This is a genomic window from Anaerostipes rhamnosivorans, from assembly GCF_005280655.1.
Classification (GTDB): Bacteria; Bacillota; Clostridia; order Lachnospirales; family Lachnospiraceae; genus Anaerostipes; species Anaerostipes rhamnosivorans.
Genome location: NZ_CP040058.1, coordinates 2,942,200 through 2,968,037, shown reverse-complemented (window position 1 = coordinate 2,968,037; position 25,838 = coordinate 2,942,200). Strand labels below are relative to the sequence as shown.

The 25,838-nt window shown below is 42.1% G+C and carries 26 protein-coding genes; 20 read left to right on the top strand and 6 right to left on the bottom strand.

Annotated elements, in window-relative coordinates; translation table 11 throughout:
• The first annotated feature begins 2 nt into the window (after positions 1–2).
• The 14 genes from AR1Y2_RS14675 (at position 3) to AR1Y2_RS14610 (ending at position 10,888) form a co-directional block, all read left to right on the top strand.
• The gene (locus AR1Y2_RS14675) at positions 3–467 is read left to right on the top strand and encodes a phage tail tube protein (RefSeq protein ID WP_137329644.1); all 465 of its coding nucleotides are present in this window, start codon (positions 3–5) and stop codon (positions 465–467) included.
• Positions 468–481: 14 nt separating this feature from the next.
• Complete coding sequence (locus tag AR1Y2_RS14670) at positions 482–994, top strand: phage tail assembly chaperone (RefSeq protein ID WP_137329643.1); 513 nt, start codon at positions 482–484, stop codon at positions 992–994.
• Positions 995–1,156: 162 nt separating this feature from the next.
• The gene (locus AR1Y2_RS18075; protein WP_243118770.1) at positions 1,157–2,851 is read left to right on the top strand and encodes a hypothetical protein; all 1,695 of its coding nucleotides are present in this window, start codon (positions 1,157–1,159) and stop codon (positions 2,849–2,851) included.
• Between the two features lie 19 nt (positions 2,852–2,870).
• On the top strand, positions 2,871–3,839 hold the full coding sequence (locus AR1Y2_RS14660; protein WP_137329642.1) for a PGRP and LysM peptidoglycan-binding domain-containing protein: 969 nt from the start codon (positions 2,871–2,873) through the stop codon (positions 3,837–3,839).
• 11 nt (positions 3,840–3,850) lie between these two features.
• Positions 3,851–4,858, top strand: coding sequence for an XkdQ/YqbQ family protein (locus AR1Y2_RS14655; protein WP_137329641.1), 1,008 nt, complete (start codon positions 3,851–3,853; stop codon positions 4,856–4,858).
• Positions 4,858–5,157, top strand: a complete 300-nt coding sequence (locus AR1Y2_RS14650) for a hypothetical protein (protein ID WP_137329640.1) — start codon at positions 4,858–4,860, stop codon at positions 5,155–5,157. The genes AR1Y2_RS14655 and AR1Y2_RS14650 overlap by 1 nt, the downstream gene beginning before the upstream one ends.
• Before the next feature lie 11 nt (positions 5,158–5,168).
• Positions 5,169–5,639, top strand: a complete 471-nt coding sequence (locus tag AR1Y2_RS14645; RefSeq protein ID WP_137329639.1) for a DUF2634 domain-containing protein — start codon at positions 5,169–5,171, stop codon at positions 5,637–5,639.
• Between the two features lie 14 nt (positions 5,640–5,653).
• Positions 5,654–6,847, top strand: coding sequence for a baseplate J/gp47 family protein (locus AR1Y2_RS14640; protein ID WP_137329638.1), 1,194 nt, complete (start codon positions 5,654–5,656; stop codon positions 6,845–6,847).
• An 11-nt stretch (positions 6,848–6,858) separates the two neighbouring features.
• Positions 6,859–7,428 (top strand): putative phage tail protein, encoded by a 570-nt coding sequence (locus AR1Y2_RS14635; protein ID WP_137329637.1) that lies wholly within the window; start codon positions 6,859–6,861, stop codon positions 7,426–7,428.
• 56 nt (positions 7,429–7,484) lie between these two features.
• Positions 7,485–8,678 carry a hypothetical protein gene (locus tag AR1Y2_RS17890; protein WP_175403672.1) on the top strand — a complete coding sequence of 398 codons (1,194 nt, stop codon included), beginning with the start codon at positions 7,485–7,487 and terminating at the stop codon, positions 8,676–8,678.
• A gap of 220 nt (positions 8,679–8,898) precedes the next feature.
• Positions 8,899–9,246, top strand: coding sequence for a CTP synthase (locus tag AR1Y2_RS14625; protein WP_243118769.1), 348 nt, complete (start codon positions 8,899–8,901; stop codon positions 9,244–9,246).
• Positions 9,247–9,262: 16 nt separating this feature from the next.
• Positions 9,263–9,565: a phage holin family protein gene (locus tag AR1Y2_RS14620; protein ID WP_137329636.1), complete on the top strand. Its 303-nt coding sequence runs from the start codon at positions 9,263–9,265 to the stop codon at positions 9,563–9,565.
• A complete protein-coding gene (locus AR1Y2_RS14615) occupies positions 9,552–10,343 on the top strand; it encodes an N-acetylmuramoyl-L-alanine amidase (protein WP_137329635.1) in 792 nt (263 codons plus the stop codon). The genes AR1Y2_RS14620 and AR1Y2_RS14615 overlap by 14 nt, the downstream gene beginning before the upstream one ends.
• Positions 10,344–10,453: 110 nt before the next feature.
• Positions 10,454–10,888 carry a zinc ribbon domain-containing protein gene (locus AR1Y2_RS14610; RefSeq protein WP_137329634.1) on the top strand — a complete coding sequence of 145 codons (435 nt, stop codon included), beginning with the start codon at positions 10,454–10,456 and terminating at the stop codon, positions 10,886–10,888.
• Positions 10,889–10,938: 50 nt separating this feature from the next.
• On the opposite strand, the gene AR1Y2_RS14605 is transcribed toward AR1Y2_RS14610, so the two are convergent.
• Positions 10,939–11,112: a hypothetical protein gene (locus AR1Y2_RS14605; RefSeq protein ID WP_243118768.1), complete on the bottom strand. Its 174-nt coding sequence runs from the start codon at positions 11,110–11,112 to the stop codon at positions 10,939–10,941.
• Between the two features lie 135 nt (positions 11,113–11,247).
• On the opposite strand from AR1Y2_RS14605, the gene AR1Y2_RS14600 reads away from it, so the two are divergent.
• Entirely contained in the window at positions 11,248–12,648 is a 1,401-nt protein-coding gene (locus AR1Y2_RS14600; protein WP_137329632.1) for a glutamate decarboxylase, read from the top strand.
• Positions 12,649–12,694: 46 nt separating this feature from the next.
• Here the strand turns inward: AR1Y2_RS14600 and AR1Y2_RS14595 are convergent, their stop codons facing one another.
• Positions 12,695–13,354 carry an Ig-like domain-containing protein gene (locus tag AR1Y2_RS14595; protein WP_137329631.1) on the bottom strand — a complete coding sequence of 220 codons (660 nt, stop codon included), beginning with the start codon at positions 13,352–13,354 and terminating at the stop codon, positions 12,695–12,697.
• 26 nt (positions 13,355–13,380) lie between these two features.
• The gene (locus AR1Y2_RS14590) at positions 13,381–13,857 is read right to left on the bottom strand and encodes an entericidin EcnA/B family protein (protein WP_137329630.1); all 477 of its coding nucleotides are present in this window, start codon (positions 13,855–13,857) and stop codon (positions 13,381–13,383) included.
• 119 nt (positions 13,858–13,976) lie between these two features.
• On the opposite strand from AR1Y2_RS14590, the gene AR1Y2_RS14585 reads away from it, so the two are divergent.
• From AR1Y2_RS14585 to AR1Y2_RS14575, 3 genes are read left to right on the top strand one after another with little or no spacing between them, the layout of a single operon-like run.
• A complete protein-coding gene (locus tag AR1Y2_RS14585) occupies positions 13,977–14,651 on the top strand; it encodes a response regulator transcription factor (RefSeq protein ID WP_137329629.1) in 675 nt (224 codons plus the stop codon).
• The gene (locus tag AR1Y2_RS14580; RefSeq protein WP_243118767.1) at positions 14,594–16,009 is read left to right on the top strand and encodes a HAMP domain-containing sensor histidine kinase; all 1,416 of its coding nucleotides are present in this window, start codon (positions 14,594–14,596) and stop codon (positions 16,007–16,009) included. Before AR1Y2_RS14585 ends, AR1Y2_RS14580 begins: the two co-directional genes overlap by 58 nt.
• 2 nt (positions 16,010–16,011) lie before the next feature.
• Entirely contained in the window at positions 16,012–17,382 is a 1,371-nt protein-coding gene (locus AR1Y2_RS14575) for a sodium-dependent transporter (RefSeq protein ID WP_137329627.1), read from the top strand.
• Between the two features lie 66 nt (positions 17,383–17,448).
• On the opposite strand, the gene AR1Y2_RS14570 is transcribed toward AR1Y2_RS14575, so the two are convergent.
• From AR1Y2_RS14570 to AR1Y2_RS14560, 3 genes are all read right to left on the bottom strand, one after another.
• On the bottom strand, positions 17,449–18,291 hold the full coding sequence (locus AR1Y2_RS14570; protein ID WP_137329626.1) for an MBL fold metallo-hydrolase: 843 nt from the start codon (positions 18,289–18,291) through the stop codon (positions 17,449–17,451).
• Positions 18,292–18,315: 24 nt separating this feature from the next.
• Entirely contained in the window at positions 18,316–19,704 is a 1,389-nt protein-coding gene (locus AR1Y2_RS14565) for a uracil-xanthine permease family protein (protein ID WP_137329625.1), read from the bottom strand.
• 565 nt (positions 19,705–20,269) lie between these two features.
• Positions 20,270–21,628 carry a UDP-N-acetylmuramoyl-tripeptide--D-alanyl-D-alanine ligase gene (locus AR1Y2_RS14560; RefSeq protein ID WP_137329624.1) on the bottom strand — a complete coding sequence of 453 codons (1,359 nt, stop codon included), beginning with the start codon at positions 21,626–21,628 and terminating at the stop codon, positions 20,270–20,272.
• 119 nt (positions 21,629–21,747) lie between these two features.
• Between AR1Y2_RS14560 and AR1Y2_RS14555 the strand changes: the two genes are divergently transcribed.
• Complete coding sequence (locus AR1Y2_RS14555) at positions 21,748–22,317, top strand: GerMN domain-containing protein (RefSeq protein WP_243118766.1); 570 nt, start codon at positions 21,748–21,750, stop codon at positions 22,315–22,317.
• An 18-nt stretch (positions 22,318–22,335) separates the two neighbouring features.
• Positions 22,336–25,797 (top strand): DNA polymerase III subunit alpha, encoded by a 3,462-nt coding sequence (locus AR1Y2_RS14550; RefSeq protein WP_137329623.1) that lies wholly within the window; start codon positions 22,336–22,338, stop codon positions 25,795–25,797.
• Positions 25,798–25,838 lie beyond the last annotated feature (41 nt).

Here is a 25,838-nt window from a genome sequence, read left to right as displayed (position 1 = left end):
GAATGAGTGATAAAATTGATGTACGTACAGTAATGACAGGAAATGACGGAAAATTATTTATTTTTGATGGAAAAGAGAGAATTTTATTAGCAGAAATAAAAGATTATGAGATTAAGGCCAGCTTTGGAAATATCGAATATCAGCCATTAGGGGATGTACAGGAGTATTCAATTCCAAATAAGGTTAAATTCACCCTTACTTTTTCAGGGGCAGTTGTCAGAGATGATATTTTAATGGATCCGATCCTGAAAAAGCTTGCCGAGGGTGAAATACCGAAATATGATTTCCAAAGCACTGCAACACGTTCTTTGGATAAAAAGGAACAAAAATTGACACTAAGGAATTGTATTCCAAACGGAGACTTTGACATTATGACTTTGAAAGCTGGTGAAGTGATTACCAGACAGCAGAGTTTCACGATCAACAGTATTCCGGTTTTTGAAGAAATATTATCAATCGGTAAATAAGGAGGATATAAAAGATGGAAAATGTAGCGAACACAAGTGTAGAACAGGGAATCGAAGTGACAAAGGAAAATGAGATGGATTTAGTACAGGGGCTGCTGGCAGCAGCAGATTTCAGAACAGATGACGCTCTTCAGACAGAAATCCAGATCAAAAGGAAAGGTAAATTGTTTTTTTCCTTTAAAATCCGTCCATTGAGTGAAGAGGAATTACTGACTGCGCGAAGAAAATCAGTAGTGAAAATGGCAAACCCCAATAATCCTAAATTACCGCCGATTGAAAAAGAGTTAAGAATTGAAGAATTTACTGCATGGAAAATCTATCTGGCAACCGTGGATAAGGAAAATGTGTGGGATAATCCAACAGTAATGGATGGCCTTGAAAGAAAAGGTTTTTCTGTACTGCAGGGAATTGATGTAATTAATACGGTGCTGAGAGCCGGAGAAAAAGACGCAATTGACGATCAAATTGATAAACTAAGTGGATTTTATGACTCTGAGGTAACTGTGGAGGACTACGCAAAAAACTGATTGAGGCTAGTCCGCTAGCCTGGAAGCTACATTACATCTGGCAGAAACAGGGAAAACTGCCCTCAGAGATCCTCGGCTTGGGCCGGGGGGAGAGGGCTTTTGTCCTTGCCTCCACAGAAATAGAATTGGAAAATTATTTGGAATGGAAGGAGGGGGAGTAAATTGTCAGACACAATTGTGATTGGTGGAGATGAATATGAATATACTTCTACTGGATATAGAAAGAAAAAGAAAGTTGGAATTGGCGATTTAGATTTTGAAAAAGATCCATATGGGACAAATAAAAAAGTTGCTGAGATTTATGCTAAGACAGGGAAAATACCAAAAGGTATTGATAAAATTGTTGCAGGAGAGAAAAAATCTTTTTCTCAGAAAGAAGTACAGGAATTTAAATATTTGGAAAATCAGATGAATAAAAGAATAAAAAAATTCTTCTCTGACAGAAATCCAAATCGGTGGCAAATGAATGAAAAGAATAAACTATTATCTTCAGGAAGTGTTTCTACAGAGTGGGTAATGAACAATTCTAATATGGGAGTTGCGCCTGAAGCCGAAAAGCTTGCTGAAGAAGAGAAAGAGTTTAGAAGAGGGGTTGTTGATTATTGGAAAGAAAAAATTAAAAATCAAGTTATAGCTTATGCAGATCAAGAATATGACAATACATTTAATGATTTGTTCGGCCCACAGATTGGTAATGCAATGAATAGATTACCTAAGGAAATAAGAGATGTAATTAGTCCGAAAGCCCAAATTTTAGCTAAAATATCTGATATACACGATGTTGTAGTGGCAGAAGATCCTGGAAAGGAAATTGCAAAAAAAATACTGGACACATCAGGAGATATATTGTTAGGCACAGTATTTAAAGGAGTAGGCAAAATTATTTCAATTTCCGGAAACAAATTACCCAAAAACATTAAAATACCTGAAAATATCAAAGTTCCGAAAATTGTAAGAAGCATAGCAAAAGAAGGAATCAAGAAAGCTCTGGGGAAGGCGATGGGATTTTCACAAGATAATTATTTAGATAATTTAAGAGATAAAAATGGAGCAGTCTGGGATAAAGAAAAAAAAGATCTTGTTCCCAAAAAGCCAGATTCTCATAATAAGAAAAATACTTATTGGATCAAAGAAACTGCAAATGGGTTGGTTATTAAGAAACCTGGACAGAAAGAAGAAATATATAAACCCAAGAAACCGCCAGTTCTTCAAATGCTTCAGCCCTGGAATGTTGGTATAAAAAAACCTATTCTTCCATCAAAATCAAATGTAGGGACACACTCAGGTCAAAGAAATTCTTCAAGAAGAAGCCATCCTAGGATTTCAAGGAGAGAAAGAGAAAAGAAACAAAAAGAATTACTTCATAAGTCAAAGTCCGGGGGATTGCTACCTTTTGCATCTCCAGCAATTCCACATGCGGATGGTGGTTTTGTAAACAAAACAACACTGAGCTATGTGGGCGAAGATGGACCTGAGGCTATCATTCCACTGGGAAGTAAGCGACGTCAAAGAGGGTTGGATTTGTGGAATCAGGCAGGTGCTATGCTTGGAGTCCCGGGCTATGCCAATGGAGCGATAGTGGGAGGTAAGTCGGCTGGGTCTGTTAAAAAATCTAAAAAGACTGCAGTACATAAAACAGAGAGCAAAGGCAAAACCTCGGCAAATCACAAAAAATCTCCGGTAAAAGTTTCTGTAGGCAATATTTCTATCAATGTAAAAGGAAACGGTGGAGGATCTGGAAAAAATGTAGATTTACTGCAGCTATTAAAAGCCCAGAGGGGACAGGTGTCGGATGAGCTCTGTTCTATCATTGCAGATGCTGTCGAAGGAGCCTATAAGAATATTCCAGTGGCATAACAGATGAAAGGAGGAAAATGTGAAAGAAGTAAGTATTAAATTATACGAGCCGGGAAATAAAGATGGCGGTATTACAATTCCGCTTCTGCCAGGAGAGTTAGAATACAAAAATTCCTCCAGGCTCCAAGAGTACGAGATTTTAGATTTAGGAAAAGTCAGCATTCCCAAGGGACGTAATTTGTGCACTATCGGCTGGGAAGGTATTTTCCCGGCAATCACCAGAGAAAAGTTTGAGTTTATTCAGGGAACACTGAAACAGCCCGGTTTCTATATAGATAAGATTGAGCGTTGGCGGCAAAAACATAAAAAAGTACAGGTTGAAATATCGAAAACTGCCTTTAAATCAAAGCTAATGTATGTAAATGAATTTACCTGCACCCTTTCCGCTGCAGGAGATTATAAATATACGATTTCGTTTATCGAAGCGGCAGAATTAAAACTGAAGCGAACCGTGAGGAAAAGTAAGAAAGGTACAAAAAAATATAAGGTAGGCAGAAACTCAGAGACTTTAAGGGATATCTCTAAGAAGTTTTATGGTGATGGTACAAAGTATCAAAGGATTTATAAGGCAAATAAGACTTTAATTGATAAAGAAAATGCGAAAAAGAAAAAAGAGGGAAAAAAAGTAAAATCCCAATACACAATTTATAGAGGACAGGTGCTGACAATTCCACCAGCGACTGCAGCTGAGAAGAAAAAATTATCGATCCTTGCTTTGCAGAAAGCTATCAATAAGGATAAAAAATATGGCAAGGTTCCGGTAAATGGAAAGCTAGACTCATCCACAAAGACCATTTTGAAAAAAATTGTTATTAAAAGCGGAAGCAGGGGCGAAGTCGTTAAGTTCGTACAGGGCAAAGTCGGAGCAACGAAAGATGGAATTTATGGACCTAAAACAAAGGCAAAAATTAAAACCTACCAGAGAAAACATAATTTAAAAGCTGACGGAATGGCAGGTATCAAAACTTTGACCAAGATGGTTAGTTAGGAGGAAATCTTATGGAAGGGACACTCCAGAACCCTATTTATAAATGTACCATCAAAACAAAAAAAGCTGTTTACAATGTTTCCAAGATTTTAACTGGCCTAACGGTTACACAAAATCAGGATGATCTGGCTCAGGGAGTTACAATTACAATACCTAATATCAAAGATAAAAAGAAGTATTTGTATAATAACATCACGGTCAGAGACACTCTGATATTATCCTGTAAGACTGGGAAGCATTATAAGGAAATATTTAGGGGGACAATCTGGGAGAAAGATTATACCAGTGACGTTACAAAAGACCTGTCACTAACCGCCTATGACAGACTGATTTATCTTCAGAATACAAAAGATAACTTTTTCTTTGCTAAAGGGAAAAGTACGAAGAGTATTCTTCAGACAATCTGTAAACGATGGGGAGTCAAACTCGACTTTCAGTATAAGAACATTAAACACAAACGGACCATTATACGTGAAGTTAACGTATCAGATGCGATTATTGCAGTGCTGAATGAGGTGAAAAAGAAAACTGGTACAAAATATGTTATTTCTTTTGAAGGCGGAGCTCTGACAGTAAAAAAAAGGGGAACAAACACCAAAATATATACGATTAACAAAAAAGAATCAGCTCTAACTGAGAATACAAAGGTTACTATGGATGGCGTTATAACAAAAGTGGCTATTTATAGGGAGCAGGAATCACAATCCACCAAGGAACAGCCTCCTAAAAAAGTTACCGTTGTAAAAGGTGATACAAAAAAATATGGTACATTGCAAGAAATCATAATGAGAGATTCCGATGATAAAAAAACAGTTCACGCTAAGAAGGAAGCAAAGGAAATCCTGAAAGAGCACGGAAAACCAAAATACGAAAGAACCTTGGAGGCTGTCAATAATCCTTATGTCAGAAAGGGCCACAAAATTAAAAGCAATGCAGGGGCACTTGCAGGATACTATATTGTTGTTGGCGTTGAACATGACTGTCTAAATGGGAAGATGAAATTGGAGGTCGAGAAATAATGGCTGCAAAAGGAAGTGTCAGACTGGCTGCAATTTTGCAGAAAAGAATGGGAAAAGTTAAAGATTTTGGATATTCCCCCACGGCAGAGCTTGGAACTATTACAAAGAAAGGGCTGGTATTGGATAGTTTTCCAAAGGATGTCATGGAAGAAGGGGAATATATTGTCTGTAAGTTTGATGAGGACCAGGATGTGACAAGCAGACAGAAATCTGTATTGAAGGATCAGGATCGGGTCGTTGTCCTATGGGCAGATGAGACTCCGGTGGTGATTGGTAAAATATCTAAAGGGAAAGAATGAGAGGTGATAGCATGGATAATCTTTTTCCGGAAGATTTTGAAGATGAAGAATTGGAACTGGATGAAATTGATGATGACTCGGATGAAGAAGCTGTTGGATATAAAAAAAGCATCTATTTCGATGATAATCTGGAGGATTTTAAAAGAGATGGGACTAAGAAACTGGTTGAGGCCAACGGAGTGGAAGCATGGATCCAGTGGTGCATGAAAATATTGAGAACAAAACGATATGTGTGCCAGGCCTACAGTGATGATATCGGAATTGATATAGAGAGTGCTTTTCAGGCAGAGTCGAGAAAAGAAGCAGAAAGTATTCTGGAAAATGAGATTACAGAGGCTTTAGAGGCAGATCCCTATGGAAGAACGGATATGGTACAGTCCGTAACATTTCAATGGATGAATGCTGATTCACTGGAAGTTACCTGTAATGTAATTGGAATTGATTCCAATGAAATTGAACTGAAAGCAACAATCGAAAGATAGAAAGGAGGATACAGATGGATGAGGAACTTTTAGAAACAATAGATGAGGAAGAATTGGAAGAGGATGATTTCAAAATTCCTTCCTTTTTAGATCAATCGAGTGAAGAAGAAATCCATAAAAAAATGCTGGACATTCTTCCTGATGACATAGACAAGTCTGAAGGAGGTTATGTATATGATCTCACAAGACCCACTGCGATTGAAGTATCCAGAATGAAAGAATTTGAATTAGTGGAAGCATTGAAGCTGATCTGGCCAAGATACGCGGAAGGTGCTTATCTTGACTATCATGCAGAGACGAGAGGGTTTCAGCGGAAGGAAGCGATTAATGCCACTGGAGTTTTACATATTACGGGAACTGCGGGCACTGTAATCCCAGAAGGAAGTATATTTACTACAGAAAGTATCAATGATGAACCGGAAAAAGAGTATGAAACGTTGGAGGAAGCAGTAATTACTTCTGAAGGCAGTGTGGATGTAAAAATCCAATGTACGGAGCCGGGACTGAATGGAAATAGTGCTAATAATACTGTAAATCTTGAAGAGGATCTGATTGACGGTATTACAGAGGTAACAAATCCAGCACCGATTACCGGTGGGGCAGAGGAAGAAGATGATGAGAGCCTGAGAGAGCGGATTATGGAATATGACCAGTCCCAGGGAGACTCTTTTGTAGGCAATATCAGTGACTATAAACGATGGGCATTGTCAGTGGAAGGTGTAGATACAGCAACAATATTCAGTCCCCAGGATAATAGCGGAAAAGTGAAGATTGTAATTACACCTTCAAATGATGAATTAGATTTACAGGAATTAAAGGACAAGGTGACCAACTATATTATGAGCCCTGATAATCCCGAAAACCGTCTGGCACCTATCAATGCTTTGGTGGAAGTAGTAACTCCGGATAAGCTTGTAATCAATATAACTGCTACTGTTGAACTAAAACCAGGGGCAGATCTTGTCACTGTGACAAATGCGTTTAAAAAGTCTGTGAACTCTTATCTGAAAACTACAGTAGATGAAGGTAAAATCAGATATACTCAGATCTCTAATCTTCTGGGTGATACTGAGGGGATTTATGATTATTCCGGTCTGTTGATCTGCAAAGAAGGTGAAATAGAAGGAAAAACAGATAATATTTTAGTTGATCCAAATGTTATTCCTGAGGCAGCAGTCACTTTGCACGAACCTGAAAATAGTAATTAGGGGGGATCTGAATGCATAATAAAACGGAATTAATGGATAACATACTGACCAGTCCAGAAGCCCAGAAAATTATAGAGTTTGTGAGTCCTGTCTATGGAGATGCTTATACAGGACTGCATTTATTTAATTGTATTGGAAGAGTTCTGGATGAATTAGATGTATTTCCAGATCATTTTAAGGATCAGATCTTTGTTCAGACTGCAGATCTATGGTCTCTTGATTATTGGGAAAAGCAGTATGGGATAGTACCTGGGCAGAATGTCTCAGAGGAAGAACGGAAAAGAAATCTTTTGGAAAAAATGGGGCGCAGGTTCAATAATCCAAAAAGAATTGAAGATGTCCTTACTTCAATGCTGGGATACGAAGTGGAAGTAAAAGAAAATACTGATGTGAATACATTCAGTGTTCTTGTCAAGGGTTATGTATCAGATCTGGAGCCTGCAAAAGTTTTTATTGATAGAGTGAAACCTGCACATCTTGTCTATGAAATAAAAGTTTCAGAAATCATTGAGGCAGTAGTCCATATTTATTATGGACTCTATATTTCAGAACATGAATATTATCAAGTTCAAGTGCTTTAAATAAGAGTCCTGTCATAAACCAAACCTGATGGAATATTAAAAAAGAGGTGAACTAAATGGATATATGGGAAAATGCATCTTTGACAGAAAAAGGTGCAGATTTACATAATAGATTAATAAACGGAAAAACACTAAAAATAACAAAAGTAAAAACAGGTGCTGGAAAAGTTCCGGTGATGTATCTCAGGCAGCAGACAGAGGTTACCAATCCAATGCAGGAATTGACGCTGCAGCCGGCTACAATATCGGATGATAATATTATAATCCCGGTACTGCTTGAAAATATTGGTTTAACAGAAAGTTATGAACTTTGGCAGGTAGGATTTTATGCAGAAGATCCAGATGAAGGAGAAATTCTATATTGCATTGCACAGGCTGCCAAAGGAAAGGATATTCCAACAGAGCACGAAAGCCCTGGGTATTCAATCGTATGGAATTTTCATTTTAAAAACTCTGAAGAGAATCCTTTTGAATTAAACATTACTCCTGCCGGATTAGTCTCTATGGAGACGCTAAAAAAACATACCAGTGATGTTAATATCCATGTAACACAGGAAGAAAAAAATGCTTTTTATGATAAATATACAAGATCCGAAGTGGATAATAAATTCGCAGCATTGGAGACAAATATTGACTGGAAAGAAGCTGTGGATACATACACCGATATTATGGAGATGTATCCTAAGCCACAGGATGGCTGGACAGTCAATGTAAAAGATACAGACTATACGTATAGATATAATGGTACGGACTGGATCGCAATTAGTTCCAATGCGATACCAAAGGCAACGCCAGCGTTGGATGGATTGATGTCAAAAGAGCAGGCAGTATCTTTAAATAAGCTGGAGCAGGCGGTGGGAAGCCTTCAGAATTTAACGACAAGTGAGAAGCAGAATTTGGTGGGAGCTGTGAATGAAGTTAAGAGCGAGGTTGTACAACTAAACTCGGCTTTCAAAAACTATCAATTTCTTGGTAGAATTGAAAATTATTCTACCTCAGAAAAAGAATATAACAATATAGATTGGAACTCGTATGTTTTTTTGATAGTTGCATGGGGAAGTTATGGAAATATCCATCAAACAATATTCTATCCTTCTGATTATTTAACACAGACATCAAGTACACAACGATTAATTATTGGGGGTGATGAAGTGCAAATTTATAAAAAGGATTTGACTTCGCTTTATGTAAGAGCAACGAAAACAAATGTGAATAATAAAGTCACTATCTGGGGTTATATTCATAAATAAGTTTTTTATATAAATAGGAATTTAGTTGCACAACATATTCAAATATTTATTATCATTATCCAAGGCCCATTTAAGTGGCCTTTTTTTATTTCATAGGAAAGTTCTTCAAACCTCCCTATGGAATAAAAAAGCCCTGCGGGCAAGTATGCACACAAATACGTAAGGAAATCATTTGACTACGTCAAATCGCATTTGGTGCGCAAAGCGGAGCAAGTCCCTCATGATTGAGGGATTTAGGGAGTTGAAGGGGACTTGTCCGCTTTGTTCTATAGAAAGGAAAGTTATGCTTGAGCAAATCTTAGCAATCTGTGGAAGCATCAGTATTATCGGCGGTGCTGGTGCAGTAATCTATAAAATTATTCATCCGGCATTTAAGTTCAGCAACCGAGTTGAACTCTTAGAAGAACATTCGGAGAAAGATTACCGCCGTTTACAAAAACTAGAAGAAATGCAACGGCAGCAGTCAAAGTGCCTGGCTGCAATGTTGAATCATCAAATTACTGGAAATGGCATAGAAAATATGAAAAAAATAAGAGATGAACTTTTAGAAAGTATTATTGATAAATAGAGAGGGGTACACAAATATGAGTTTAGAGTTTATTACGCAATACTACATTCCTATCGTAATGGCGGCATGTCTGGTTGCTGGCTATGTCATGAAGAAGTCCTTGGATTTTATCCCTAATAAGTATATTCCATTGATTTTAGCAATTCTAGGAGCGGTTCTTGGCTGTATTGCTGATAGAGGTGTCGCAATGGAGTCCATTGTCTATGGTGCAATTACAGGTTTGGCAAGTACAGGTCTTCATCAGGGATTTACAAGAAGCATTGAAGGAGAATCCAAAAACGAAAAAATTGATGGGGGAAAGCAGGATGGGCAGTTATAACATAAGTGCAGGTCATAATCCGGCGGGAAAAACAGCTTGCGGAGCATGTGGATTTTTAGATGAGTCAAAAGAAAACCGACTGATTACAAAGGAAATAGTAAGACTGCTAAAATCATATGGACAGAAAGCATATGATTGCACGTGCAATAACGGAAAAGATCAATCGGATGTCTTGAAAAAGGTCGTTGCAAAGTGTAATAAAAGAAATGTTATTCTGGATATCTCCATTCATTTTAACTCAGGAAGAAATGATTCCAAAGGAGATCAAATAGCTGCAGGCTGTGAAGTGTATTGCACAGCAGATATTGGGATCAAAAAAGCTGTTGCGGAACAGATCCGACATAATATGAAAAAATTAGGTTTTCCGGACAGAGGTACAAAAACAACCAATCATCTATATTATTTGAACCATACGATAAACAAAGCTATATTGGTAGAGGTATGTTTTGTTGATGACAAAGATGACTTTGAGTTTTATCAAAAAGCAGGCTACAAGAAAGTCGCTGAAGCCGTTGCAAAAGGAATTCTTATGGAAGAGATGCAAATGGGGGAGCCAAATACTACTGGGAACAAATTTAAATTGAAAATTGGGAAGGTTAATACAAAAAATGATTCGCTAAGACTGAGGGAAAAAGCATCTATAATGGGGAAAATTATTTATAAAATCCCAAAAGGAGCAAAAGTAGAGATCTTAAATGAAGGAAAGAAATGGGATAAAGTCATTTACAATGGACGAACAGGATATTGCAGTTCAAAATATATCAAACAAATAAAGTAATCTAAGAAAAGGCTGGATTTTTTCGGGGAATTATGACAAACATGAAAGAAAAAGTGACATATCTGTGATATAATTTAGTTACAACATTATGAGGAATCGGAGGGAGAGAGATGATTTGTCAAAATTGTGGAAAGGAAAACAGGGAAGACGCTCTGTACTGTGAGTGGTGCGGAACAAAACTGGAAGTTCTTAGTGAGAAAGACCAGCATTTCCGTCAGCTGCTCAGTAGAAAAGAACGGAATTCAGGGATCTTTTGGAGTGTTGTAACGTTTATCTATGTTTTGTGTGCTTTCCGTTACTGGTTCATCTGGCTTACGGTAATCTATAATATTATTGTTATCATATTAAGATTTGTCCAGGCAGAAAAAGTCAAAAATAAGTCGGTAGATCTTGTCCAGTCCTATCAGCACAAGCAGAAACTGCTGATACTGACGCTGGTGGTAAATGTATGTCTTGGAATGTTCCCTGTGGCTACTGCCGGGTATTGGAATGATAAATCCAAAATCAATTATGTAATGAAAAACCCTGAATTCGTTAAACAGTAATACACAGAAGTAAAAAGCAGGAAGCAAATTTTTTTGTTTCCTGCTTTTTATTATTTGAATTGATTTTCCACATAATTCCGCATTTCCTGACGGGTCTTCATATTCTTGGCTTCATCAATGACCTGACGCTGCTGTTCATTGGTCAGGGAGGAAAATGCAGACAGGGCATTTTCATGCTGTGCCAGTTCCATGGTAAAACCGATCGGAATATCTTCATTTCTCATTGTCATCACCTCACATATAGTATGGCTGGAAATTAAAAAAAGAATGCAGAAAACTAAAATCATTATAAAACTTTTTACAATTGGTAGTTATATGGGCAGAAAAAGCGTTACAATAAAAGCAGGAGGTGAAGTGAAATGTTATGTGACCGTAAAAACAAAAGCAATCAGAATCAGGAAATTTATGAAAAACCTATTTTTGAGAATGCAGATATGGCTAGTGTCATTCCCAAAAACGTATTGCCGGAACATAGTATCCCATCAGATATGGCATATCGGCTCATCAGTGATGAACTTCTGGATGAGGGAAATGCCCGGTTAAATCTTGCCACGTTCTGCCAGACCTATATGGAAGATGAAGCGGTTAAGCTGATGAGTGAGACTCTGGAGAAGAATGCGATAGACAAATCAGAATATCCTCAGACTGCAGAAATTGAAAACCGATGCGTGAATATGATCGCAGATTTGTGGAATGCGCCAAAAGACCAGTCCTATATAGGCACAAGTACAGTGGGGTCCAGCGAAGCATGTATGCTGGGAGGAATGGCCATGAAGTTTCGGTGGAGAAAGCGGGCGGAAGCACTGGGTGTGGATATTACGAAAAGGCCTAACTTAATCATATCCAGCGGTTATCAGGTTTGCTGGGAAAAGTTTTGTGTATACTGGGATATTGAAATGCGTGTCATACCGATGGACGCTGAACATATGAGCCTGGATATTGAGAAGGCCATAGCAGCCGTCGATGAATACACCATTGGAATTGTCGGGATTCTTGGGATTACATACACCGGAAAATTTGATGATATAGCTGCTTTGGACCGGGCGGTGAGTGAATATAACCAAGGAACAGCCCATAAGGTATCCATTCATGTAGATGCTGCCAGCGGAGGTTTCTTCGCGCCGTTTACCGAACCAGATCTGGTTTGGGATTTCAGACTGGAAAATGTGATATCCATAAATTCTTCGGGACATAAATACGGACTCGTTTATCCGGGGGTAGGCTGGATCATCTGGAAAGATGAGAAATATCTTCCGAAGGAATTGGTTTTTAAGGTCAGCTATCTGGGAGGGGAGATGCCTACCATGGCATTAAACTTTTCCAGGAGTGCTTCACAGATCATTGCCCAGTATTATAATTTCCTGAGACAGGGAATGGAGGGTTATAGAAAAATCCAGAACCGCACGAAGGATGTGGCCATGTATCTGGCCAGAGAGATTGAAAATCTGGAAAGATTTCAAATCTATAACCGGGGCGAGAATATGCCGATTGTCTGCTACCGGCTGAAGGAGAATAATAAGTGGAGCCTGTATGATCTGGCAGACCGGCTGCGCATGCACGGATGGCAGGTTCCCGCCTACCCGCTTCCTGTGGATCTCGAGGACATTGTCATCCAGCGTATTGTCTGCCGTGCGGATCTGAGCCGGGATATGGCAGAGCTGTTTATGAGGGATTTTAAAGAATCCATAGAAGAATTGGATAGTGCAAAGATCTTGGTCCACGGAGAAGAGGAAAAAAAGGTATACGGTTTTACTCATTAAAAATACCGCCAGCTGTATTCTGTGGCTGGCGGTTTTCGATTTTTACTCAATCTTCATCATCATCGATTTCAACAAGGACATAGACATATGCCTTTACTTTAGGATTTCCTTTGCATTTTAGTGTGATTTTTACTTTGCCCGGCTGTTTTCCGTACACGATGCCCCGTGAATTGACGGTTGCAATTTTCTGATTGCTGGATGTGAAGGTTACCTTTTTGTTTGTTGCTTTTCTCGGCAGTACTTTGTATTCAATGTCTTCGGTATCATGAACGTCCACGTCCATATATTTATCTTCCACCCAGATGCGGGTTGGTTTTACCGTTTTCTTTTTGGCTTTCTTTTTTACCGTTACTGTACAGGTTTTCTTTTTGCTTGTGCCCCGGATCCGGCAGGTGATCTTTACTTTTCCAGTTTTCACAGCCTTCAGGGTAATATCATCATCCCTCCGGTCACGGCTTACGATCTTAACGACTTTTTTATTACTGGTGGTCCAGATTAGCTGGTCGTCATCACAATCATATGGTCTTGCATACGCTTTCAGTTCAAACTTTTGTCCGACCCGCACTGTACGCTTTTTGTAATTGAGTTTTCGGATGGACGTAGGCTTTGGATCATCACTGTCCGCATGAACCACAGCAGGGGACAGTGCCAGAGAAAGTCCCATCAGACATCCCATGACTACGATACTTAACTTTTTTCCTTTCATTTTACTTACCTCCTCTTTAAAAATGATTAATCGTCAATTCCAAATTTATTTTCCAGTGTGTCTTCTGCAAAATCCAATTTGTCTTCCAGTGCATCAATCTTGCGTTCAATTTCCTTATATTTGTCAGCAGAAAGTTTACCGGTGTCATACTGGTGTTCGTATTCGTCGTCCAGGGTGTCCAGTTCATGATCTATTGCATCCAGTTCCTTCTTTAAGTTATAGAATTTTTTTTGGTTTTTAGCTGTATCTTTTCCAGGGGTTGCAGCCTGTATTTTTTTGGTGATAGATGAAATCTTTTTCTCGTATTTGCTGAGGTCAGGTGCATCTGCGGAGGATGCCTGAGTTTCAGTAGATTCACTGGTTGTTTTTTCTGTTGTCCCCGTAGTTGTGGCAATTTCCTGAGTTGTTGTTGCCTCTGTATCATTCTTTTGATTATTCTGGCAGCCTGCAAACAGAAGTACAAAAGCAGTACAACAGAGTGCAAATGACATTTTACGTTTCATAGTTTTTTCTCCTTTCATATCTTTGATAACCTTATTATAATTCCCAAAGATTAAAATTAAATTAAAATGTTTTCATAAAAATGCATTTATATTATAATGGTTCCATATGGAGGTATCATATGCGCCTGTTGATTGTGGAAGATGAAGAGGATTTAAGAAATATTCTAAAAAAGAAACTGATGAAAGAACATTATACAGTGGATGACTGCGGAGACGGGCTGGAGGCATTAGATTATATTGCCATGGCAGACTATGATGGCATGATCCTGGATATTATGCTGCCGGGTCTTGACGGCCTGGAGCTGTTAAGCAGGATCCGAAATGAGGGCGACAATACACCGGTACTCTTTTTGACTGCCAGAGACAGCATTGAAGATCGTGTCAAGGGCCTAGATCTGGGAGCGGACGATTACCTTGTAAAGCCTTTTTCATTCGAGGAACTCATGGCCAGGGTCCGGGTTATGATGCGCAGGAAACCATCCTTTGTATCCAACCGGCTGACTATGGATGACCTGGTTCTGGACTGTGAGACAAAAGAGGTAAGCCGCGCAGGCAGAAAAATATCTCTGTCCAGCAAGGAGTTTATGGTTCTTGAATATATGTTAAGACATCAGAATATTGTGCTGTCCAGGGATCAGATCGAGCAGCATGCGTGGAATTACGACTTTGAAGGCGGATCCAATGTAGTGGATGTGTATATCCGCTATCTGAGGAAAAAAATAGATGAAGGATTTAGATGCAGATTGATCCACACTGTGCGTGGTGCAGGGTATGTATTGAGGAAAGAAGAATGAGGCGGTTTTCAATCAAGAAAAGGGTAACTCTTTGGTATACAGGTATGATTGCTGTTGTGCTGGCAGTAGTGTTTGCCGGTGTTTTTATTTTCATTAACCAGCTGGAATTGTCTAAGACTGAAGAAGATCTGCAGGGGAGTGTGGCGGATTTTGCAGACGAATTTGAGTTTCAGAACGGTACTTATTATCTGAGCTCAGATGTAGATTATTATGATGACGGTGTCATGTTCTGTATTTATGATCAGGACGGAAGACTGCTTCATGGGAGTATGCCGGTGGAATTTCCGAAGAATCTAAAGCTCCGATCCCACGAGGTGAGGAATGTGAAACAGGGCGGCAAACAGTGGATGGTCTATGATGCCGCATACCAGTACGGAACGGGGAAAGCAATTTGGATCAGGGGGATTGCCTCCATCCATAGCATGGAGCAGACCATGCGTATGGTCATGCTGGCCTTTGCGGCTGTATATCCGCTTTTGATCCTGATGATCGGAGTGATTGGATATATAATGACCAAAAAGGCACTAAAGCCGGTAGATGAAATCTGTACGACTGCGGAGGAGATCAGCAGCGGGGCTGATCTGTCAAAGAGACTTTTAGTGCCCAAGACGGAGGATGAGATGCACCAGCTGACGTGTACGTTTAATGAGATGTTTGACCGGCTGGAAGCTTCTTTTGAGGATGAAAAGCAGTTTACATCGGATGTGTCCCATGAACTCCGAACCCCGGTATCTGTGATCATAGCAGAGTGTGAGTACGCTTTGGAAGAAGACAGCATCAGCGAGGAGCAAAAGCAGGAGATCAGGATCGTGCTGCGTCAGGCGAAAAAGATGTCTGAGCTCATCTCACAGCTCTTGATGATCGCCCGGTGTGAGAGAGGGAAGGAGACCTTTCAGTTTGAAGCTGTGGATATGAGTATGCTGGTTGAGACGACTTTGGAGGAACTGTCTGGTAAAGCAGAAGAAAAGAAGATTCATCTGCTCAGCGAAATCGAGCCTGGACTTATGGCAGCAGGGGATCAAATGCTGCTGACTAGAATGCTGATTAATCTGGTGGAGAATTCCATCAATTATGGAAAACGCAATGGAATCGTGAAAGTATCTCTGTTCCGAGAGGACGGAAAGATCAGGGGAATCGTAAAGGATGACGGTCAGGGTATCAAATCTGAGCATCTGGATAAGATATGGAACCGTTTTTACCGGGCAGACAGGAGCAGAAACACTCAAAACCAAGAGAGGGGTACCGGTTTGGGCCTGTCTATGGTAAGATGGATTGTCAGGATACATGAAGGACAGATTTGGGTAAAAAGTAGGGAAGGAGAAGGTTCAGAATTTATCTTTGAATTAAAGGAAATGTAATTATGGAAAAGAGAGAAAAGTTTTCGTCTAGGATCGGGTTTATCTTAATATCGGCGGGATGTGCCATCGGTATTGGAAATGTGTGGAGGTTTCCGTTTGTGACTGGGCAGTACGGCGGAGCTGCATTTGTGTTGGTTTATTTGTTTTTCTTGTTTGCTCTTGGGCTGCCAATCATGGTCATGGAGTTTTCGGTGGGCCGTGCCAGTCAGAGGAGTATCGCCACCTCATTCCAGACATTGGAACCTGAGGGAACGAAGTGGCACTGGTACAGTTATTTCGGAATGGCAGGAAATTACCTGCTGATGATGTTTTATACAACGGTTGCAGGATGGATGATCAGCTACTTCTTTAAGATGCTGAAAGGAGATTTTGTCGGGAAAAATCCTAAGCAGGTGCAGACGGTTTTCAGTGAGCTTTTATCTAAGCCGGAAGTGCTGATCTTCTGGATGCTTGTGGTCATCATCATTGGTTTTTTGATCTGCTCTCTGGGACTTCAGAACGGGGTGGAGAAGATCACCACGATCATGATGTCCTGTCTGTTTTTGGTGATCATTGTACTGGTCATAAGGGCAGTCACACTTCCGGGGGCGGCAAAGGGTTTGTCTTTTTATCTGGTACCTGATTTCCATGCCATGAAGGAGCAGGGGATCATGAAGGTTGTGTCGGCAGCCATGGGACAGGCCTTTTTTACACTGAGCCTGGGAATCGGAGCTATCGCGATTTTTGGCAGTTATATTGACCGGTCTTACCGGCTTACCGGGGAGGCCATCAGCGTGGCGGCATTGGATACGATCGTTGCTCTTATGGCAGGATTGATTATTTTTCCGGCCTGCTTCGCCTTTGGAGTACGCCCAGACAGCGGACCGGATCTGGTTTTTATCACACTGCCTAATGTGTTTAATGAGATGCCGGGATCCAGAATTTGGGGAGCCCTGTTCTTCCTGTTTATGTCATTTGCGGCATTGTCAACGATCATAGCAGTGTTCCAGAATATAATTTCTTTTGCGCAGGATCTTTGGGGCTGGAGCATTAAAAAGGCAAGTGTCTTTAACGGCGTGCTGATCACGCTGCTTTCCTTGCCGTGTGCATTGGGATTCAACGTGTGGAGCGGCATCACACCGTTTGGGGCGCACAGTACGATCCAGGATCTGGAGGACTTTATTGTGAGCAATAATATCCTTCCTCTGGGTTCTCTTGTATATCTGCTGTTCTGCGTCACAAAGTACGGATGGGGCTGGAAGAAGTTTAGAGAGGAAGCTAACGAAGGGAAAGGGATCAAGTACCCTGCATGGACGAGAAAGTATGTGACTTTTGTCCTGCCTTTGATTGTCCTTTTTATATTTGTACAGGGATACATTGAAAAGTTTAGATAGAAATAAGGTGAGAAAAAGGGGCTCCACACTAACTTTTAGTGTGAATGCCCCTTTTTACGGGCAGCGTTACAGAGAAATGACGCTGCCTGTTTTCATATAATGTATTTTATCTTTCATGGTTTCTTTTAAGATTCGGAAGGCAGGAATCCCGGTGCAGTGTCCGGTATAGACACCGGACAGGTTAAGGGCAAGCAGCTGTTGTCCTAATTTTGTGATTTCTTTGGGCCTGCCGCCCATGCTGTTTGCTCCCCTAAGTCCCATTGTGTGGAAACCTCCGAACATATAGGAAACTTTTTTCCCTGTGGCCTTCATGGCATCGTTGACTTCGTTGATGATGGAAACCACGCCTGCATGGCAGCAGCTGTTAAACATGACAAGGTCATGTTCACGTTCAAAGACCAGACTTTGTTCGTGACTAAAATCATCCGGTGTAAATCCTTGTTTTGTCCTGATATACATATGGCTTTTGCGTCCCTTTTCGGAAAGGCCGTGTATACTGTGGGAAATCACCCAGACACCGGGATTTATCTTTGTTATGCCAGAGACAAAACAAAGGCGGCTTGCATATTCTTTTAAAATGTCTTTTGGTATCCCGATGTACTCCCGAAACCATAAAACTTTAGAATAGCAGTTTTCCATGGCTGACTTCTGCAGGTAAAGCGGGGCCTTAGGATTTTTAGAGAAGAATTCTTTATAGCCGCCGGAATGGTCATAGTGTGCATGGGATAAGAAAGAGGCATCAATTTTTGACAAGTCGATACCCAGCTGTTCTGCATTTTTAGCAAACTGACCGGAAGCACCTGTATCCAAGAGATAATTCTGTCCATTGTACTCAATGTGTACAGCCAGGCCATGTTCCTTTTTCAGGGAATCCGGCGCCTGGTTTTCTATGAGGATCGTAATTTTCATAATTGCTGCCTCCTGTAGGGATGTTTAATCAGTGGGTTTGTCTTTCGGTATGGCAACATTTAAAATGATGGCTACCAGGGCAGCAGGGACGATCCCGGAGCCACCGAAGATCAGCTGGACTGCCTGAGGCAGATTGGCAAGTGCGTCTGAATTTGCACCGAGACCGTAGCCGAGGCCAAGTGCAACGGAGACAATGGTCACGACGCGGTTGCTCACTCCGTCTTTGGCGATCAGCTGGATACCGCTGACTACGATGGATGCAAACATCATGACAGCAGCGCCGCCCAGAACAGACTGGGGCATGATGGACACGAGAGCAGCTAGTTTCGGAAACAGCCCACAGATTACAAGAAATCCGGCACCCATGGCGATGGAATAGAGGTTGACGACTTTTGTCATTCCCACAAGCCCTACATTTTGACTAAAGGATGTATTGGGCAGCACTCCGAAGATAGAGGCAAAGGAGGAACCGAGACCGTCGCAGATCACACCGCCGGACAGCTCTTTATCTGTGGCCTCTCTGGACAGACCGCCCTCTGTGATGCCTGAAATATCTCCTATGGTCTCTACGGATGTCACAATAAACATAATGGCGATTGGAATAATCGCTTTGAGATCAAATACAATTTTCACAGGCATGAGCTTTGGAAGGGAAAACCAGCTGGCGGCAGCTACTTTATCCCAGTTTAATACCCATGAAGCTGTCTGCTTGACACCCTCTGCATTGGTGTAGGTGGTCGGAAGAAACAATCCCAGAATACCGCACAGAATATAACCCACGATGACGCCGATCAAGATCGAGGAACTGCTGGTCACCCCTTTGGTAAAGTGCTTTAGAACAACGATCACAATCAGGACCACAGCTCCCACAAAAAGATTGGGAAGGGAGCCAAAATCTCCTGCTCCGGAACCGCCGCCGAAGGAATTGATTCCCACGGATATGAGAGATAATCCTATGGCCATAACTACAGTACCGGTGACCACCGAAGGGAAAAATCTGCGCAGCGGTTTTAAGAATAGACCGAGGACACCCTCAAAAAGGCCGCCGATGATGCTGGCTCCTAAAATGGCGCCGTAGGCGGCGATTCCTCCTCCCATGGAGGCTGCCACGCCGGAGCATACACCGATGAAACCGGAGCTGGTTCCCATGACGACCGGAAGACGGGCTCCCACAGGTCCGATGGTAAAAAGCTGAACAAAGGTCACCAGACCGGCCACCAGCATGGCGTTTTGCAGGATGGAAACCTGAAGGGGACTGCCCGCACCGATGCCGCAGGCACCGGCAATCAAAATGATTGGAGTCAGATTACCTGCAAACATGGCCAGTACGTGCTGAAGGCCTAATACGACAGCCTGGGGAAGGGGAATCTTTCCTTCCAGGTCTTGAGGGGAAGAATACGTTTGGTTTTTCATATAAAATCTCCTTTATATAGTTTAAAAATGAAAAAACGGAGTGTACCTATGCTTACACCGCAGGAACGGGCTCCGTTTTGCTAATTAAAAGTAGCATATGGAGTGAAAAATGTCAAAATTAACGTAATAAGGGCGAAAAATGGAAGGAAAATAAACGGAAGAATAAAAAGATAAGCGGTACAAAAATAGGAAAAATCAGGGCACAAAAAAGTTTTTATGACAACTAAACCGCCATTTATTACATTGACGCCCAAAAATCCGAAATATGATGTATAATAAATCTAAATTCAAGGTTCCCTCCCTTGAATTAGAGATAACCCTCTCTCACACATTAAGTGTATTTTGGTATAATGAAAGGCCTTCCATCGCCAGGTGGAAGGCCTTTCATTTTTTATTCCATAGGAAAGTTCTTTGAACCTCCCTATGGAATAAAAAAGCCCTGAGGGCAGTATGCACACAAATGTGTAAGGAATCTATTTGACTACGTCAAATCGCATTTAGTGCTCAAAGTTGTCAAGCCCCTCAAAGAGTGAAGGGGTGGGGAGATGAGATGGGCTTGCCCACTTTATTCTTCCAAAGCTTTTGTTATTTCATATAGTTTCATCCCATTGGAGCCTTTTACAAGGACCACATCATGTTCCTTCAAATTTTCCTTCAGAAAAGAAATCAGTTCTTTGTTGGTGGCAAACCACTGAACCCTTAGGGAAGGATTTTTCTTCAGGGACGCTTTGACATATTCCTTGGAGAGTGTACCGGTAATATAAAGGTCCGTGACTTTTGTTGAACCAAGGTATTCCCCTACTTCCTTATGGTATCCGGGGGAATCCGGCCCCAGTTCCAGCATATCGGACAGGACGGCAATTTTTCTTCCGGTATCCTGATAGTCAGATAATATTTTAAGACCGGCCTTCATAGAATCAGGGCTGGCATTGTAGGCGTCATCGATGATGGTATAACCATTCTGCTTAACAATGTTCTGCCGCTGTCCTGAAAAGGTAGAAAGCTGCTGCCTGATCACTGTCATCGGCACATCGTAGGCAAGTCCGATGGCGATAGCAGCAAGGGCATTGGATACGTTGTGGTCTCCAAGGACATTTAATATGATAGGTTCTTTTCGATCTCCGCAGACAAATGTGAAATGTGTCTGCCCATTATCTTCGGTCACATCAACTGCCCGGTAAGTGCAGTCTTTCGCAAATCCAAAAAACTCATATGGATGTGTTACATAATCAATATGTTTCCGGATCATATCGTTGTCACCGTTCAGATACAGCACGCCGTCTTTTGGCAGGCCGTTTTGTATGTCCAGCTTTTCCCTGCAGATATTGTCCCGGCTGCCCATCTGTTCTATGTGTGAGACTCCCACATTGGTGACCACCGCGGCGTTGGGATGGATGATTTCTCCAAGGATGGTGATCTGACCGGGTTCGCTCATACCCATCTCCAGCACTCCGATCTCATCCTTTGATGTGAGACGGTCCAGGGTCAAGGGTACGCCGACCTGGCTGTTCTGGTTTCCAATGGTCTCAAACACACGATATTTGCCCTTCAGCACATGGGCGATCATCTCGCGGGTCGTGGTTTTTCCAACACTTCCTGTAATGCCAATGATCGGAAGAGACATTTTATTTCTATAATAAGATGCGATCTGCTGCATAGCCTTTAAAGTATCCGCTACCCTGATAAATGGATGCGGACCTTCTGCGTGGTCATGTTCCTGAGTCAGAGCAGCTCCGCCGTCTTTCAGGGCGCTGTCGATAAATTTATGTGCGTTTACCCGTTCACCGATGATGGGTACAAACAAGGTATCCGGCCCCACTGTTCTGGAGTCTGTGCTTATGCGTTTGATCGGCATAGAAGAATCGCCGCACAGAAGGGTGCCGCCGGTTGCAGCTAAAATATCCTGAATGGTCATATGTTCCATAATCTTACTCCTTTATCTTCTTATCTTTTCCTTAGCATTATAGCACAGGAAATAGTTTTGTGGTAAAATCTATATATCTGTATAGAATTGTTGTTCGATCAACCGAAGGAGGACACGTTATGAGAAAGAAAAAACTGATATTTGCCGGACTACTGGCTGTGGTCGCAGCAGCGGGATTAGCCGGATGCAGTAATGATAATACAAAGCAGACAACAGAAAAGACCACAAAAGCTTCCACTGAAGCGGAAAAGACCACGGCAAAGAAAAAGACAACAGGGAAAAAAGCCGCAGCCACAACGGCAGAATCAAAGAAGCCGGTTGTAAAAGATTGTACCATCTATGCGCCGGATGACAATGTGGAGACATTGATCCAGGGAAAGGTAAAGATCCAGGATGTGACGGCGCAGAAGCTGCTGAAAGAGATGATTAAGATGGGAACACTGGAAGAGGGGACGAAGATCAACTCTTTCCAGATCAAGAAGCAGACAGCCTATATCGACTTTAATAAAACAATTGAAAAGACTTTGCGCAAGATGGGCAGTTCAGGTGAGGTGCTGACAGTTCAGGCAGTGACAAAGACCATATGTGAGAATCTTGGTACAAATGCAATGAAGTTTACGGTGGAGGGGAAAGTATTAGAGACCGGACATAATATTTACGATGAGCCTCAGAGACCGGGCGAAGAATAAGTACAGGAGAGAAAGTCCATGAGTTTTACACACTTACATGTTCATACAGAATACAGTCTGCTGGATGGATCCAGTAAGATCAAGGAGCTTGTTCATCAGACCAAAGAACTGGGGATGGACAGTATTGCCATCACAGATCACGGTGCCATGTATGGAGTCATTGATTTCTATAAGGCTGCCAAAGCAGAAGGCATCAAGCCTATCATTGGATGTGAGATCTATGTGACGGCTGGATCCAGATTTGAAAAGGACGGAAGGCAGGGAAGTAACAATTATTTCCATCTGGTCCTTTTGGCTGAAAATGACCAGGGGTATCACAACTTGATGAAGATTGTATCCAGAGGATTTACAGAAGGATTTTACTATAAGCCGAGAGTAGATTATGAAGTGCTGGAGACTTACAGTGAAGGCATCATTGCGCTGAGTGCCTGTCTGGGAGGAGAGATCCCAACTTATATCAGAGAAGGCGACTATGAGAAGGCAAAAAAAGCTGCCCTGAGGCTGGAGAAGATCTTCGGCAAGGGCAATTTCTTTCTGGAACTCCAGGATCATGGGATCAGTGAGCAGACAACAGTCAACTCTGCCCTGCTTAAGATGTCCAAGGAGACAGGCATTGAGCTGGTGGCCACCAATGATCTCCACTATACCTTTGCGGAGGATGTGGAGCCCCATGATATCCTGCTGTGTATCCAGACCGGAAAAAAAGTGGCGGATGAGGACAGGATGCGGTATGAGGGCGGACAGTATTACTTAAAATCACCTGAGGAGATGGAGCGCCTTTTTCCATATGCCAGAGAAGCCATAGACAATACGGGAAAGATTGCAAAGCGGTGCAATGTGGAGATCATTTTCGGGGAACAGAAGGTGCCGAAGTTTGATGTGCCGGAGGGTTATACTTCTACTTCTTATTTAAGAAAGCTTTGTGATGAGGGGATCAGCCGCCGTTACGAAGATGTGTCGGAGGAACTCAGAGACCGCCTGGAATTTGAGCTGGACACGATTGAAAATATGGGATATGTGGACTATTTCCTGATCGTATGGGATTTTATCCGCTATGCTAAAGACCATGGTATCGCTGTGGGGCCCGGGCGGGGATCTGCGGCGGGAAGTATTGTATCCTACTGTCTGGAGATCACAGATATCGAACCTACCAAATACCAGCTTCTGTTTGAGCGCTTCCTGAATCCGGAGCGTGTATCCATGCCGGATATTGATATTGATTTCTGTTATGAGCGCAGGCAGGAAGTCATTGACTATGTGGTGGAGAAGTATGGAAAAGACAAGGTGGTTCAGATCATAACGTTCGGAACTATGGCGGCCAGAGCGGTCATCCGGGACGTGGGAAGAGTTCTGGATATTCCTTACGCCAAGGTGGACAGCATTGCAAAAATGGTGCCCAATGAGCTGAATATCACCATTGAGGGGGCGTTGAAAAAAAGCCCTGATCTGAAAAAGGCATATGCGGAAGATGAAGAAACAAAATATCTTATCGACATGTCGAAGCGTCTGGAAGGACTGCCGAGGCACGCATCTATGCATGCCGCAGGTGTCGTGATTGGTAAGGATTCCATCGATGAGTTTGTGCCTTTGGCAAAAGGTACAGACGATGCTATAACAACACAGTTTACTATGACGACCATCGAAGAATTGGGACTGCTCAAGATGGATTTCCTGGGACTCCGGACATTGACAGTGATCCAGGATGCGGTGCACCTGATTGGGAAGAAAGAGGGCAGGCCGTTTAACATTAATGATATCGATACGGAAGACGCAAAAGTCTATGAGATGATCGGCCAGGGTAAAACAGAGGGTGTGTTCCAGCTGGAAAGCGGCGGCATGAAATCCTTCATGAAGGAACTGAAGCCGGAAAGCCTGGAGGAGATCATCGCGGGGATCTCTCTTTACCGGCCGGGACCGATGGACTTTATCCCGAGGTACGTAAAGGGAAAAGTGGATAAAGAGAGCATCCGCTATGACTGTCCGCAGCTGGAGAAGATTTTAAAGCCCACATATGGATGTATCGTATATCAGGAACAGGTAATGCAGATCGTAATGGAGCTGGCCGGATATACCCTCGGCCGCAGTGACCTTGTCCGCAGAGCCATGTCCAAAAAAAAGGGCGACGTCATGGTGAAGGAGCGGAAGAACTTTGTATACGGCAATGAAGAGGAAGAGATTCCTGGCTGTATCAAAAATGGTATCGACGAGAAACTGGCAAATCATATCTGGGATGAGATGCTGGACTTTGCAAAGTATGCCTTTAATAAATCCCATGCGGCAGCCTATGCGGTGGTTTCTTACCAAACTGCTTATCTGAAATGCTACTATCAAAAAGAATTTATGGCTGCATTGCTGACCTCCGTTTTGGGAAACACTAATAAGGTATCAGAATATATCTATGCCTGCCGAAAGATGGGAATCAGGATACTGCCGCCGGATATCAATAAGGGTGAAGGAGCGTTTTCCGTGGATGACGGATGTATCCGCTACGGGCTCAGTGCCATCAAGAGTCTTGGAAAGCCGGTCATAGAAGAGATTCTAAAAGAGAGAACCGAACATGGGCCTTTCAGGAGCCTGAAAGATCTGGTGGAACGGCTGTCCAGCAAGGAAATGAACAAACGGACCGTGGAGAGTCTGATCAAGTCAGGAGCACTGGACGGACTTGGGCGGACAAGAAAACAGCAGATGTTCGTCTACGCAAATATTCTGGAGAGCGTCCAGAAGGAACGCAAACAGGAGATCTCCGGACAAATGAGCCTTTTAGATTTTATGTCGGAGGACCAGCAGGAGAGCTTTGAGATAAAGTACCCAGACGTTGGGGAGTATGACAAAGAACAGAGACTGGCAATCGAAAAAGAGGTGCTGGGTATCTATGTAAGCGGACATCCGCTGGAAGACGATGTTGAGATCCTGGAGAGGCTCACGACAGCCAGTACATCCGATTTTGTTGCGGAAGAAGACACGGGGCAGCCAGTGTTAAAGGATAAGCAGACCTGTATCATCGGAGGCATCATCAGTGACATGAATATAAAACTCACCAGAAACAACCAGAATATGGCGTTTTTGACGGTGGAAGATCTTATGGGGACAGTGGAAGTCATTGTATTTCCGAGAGAATTTAACAACTACCAGCATCTTCTCAAAGAGGATGCCAAGATCTTTGTAAAAGGAAACACCTCTATCTCAGAGGAAGAGAGTAAGATGATCTGCAGCCAGATCAGTACGTTTGACGACCTGGCCCAGGAGATTTGGGTGCAGTTTGATGACAAGGACCGTTTTTTTGCGGAACAGGAACGGTTTTATGAGATGCTGAAGCCTTACAGGGGCAGCAATCCTGTGATCGTCTACTGCCGTAAGGAAAGAGCCGTGAACAGACTGGACCGGGCTTATGCGGTGAACAGTGAGGATGAACTCATTTATGCACTTGGAGAACGTTATGGAAAAGGAAATATCAGGATCAAGAAAACAGGGTTAAAATAATTATATTGAAAATCTTTAACAAATGCATTAAAATGAGTCTA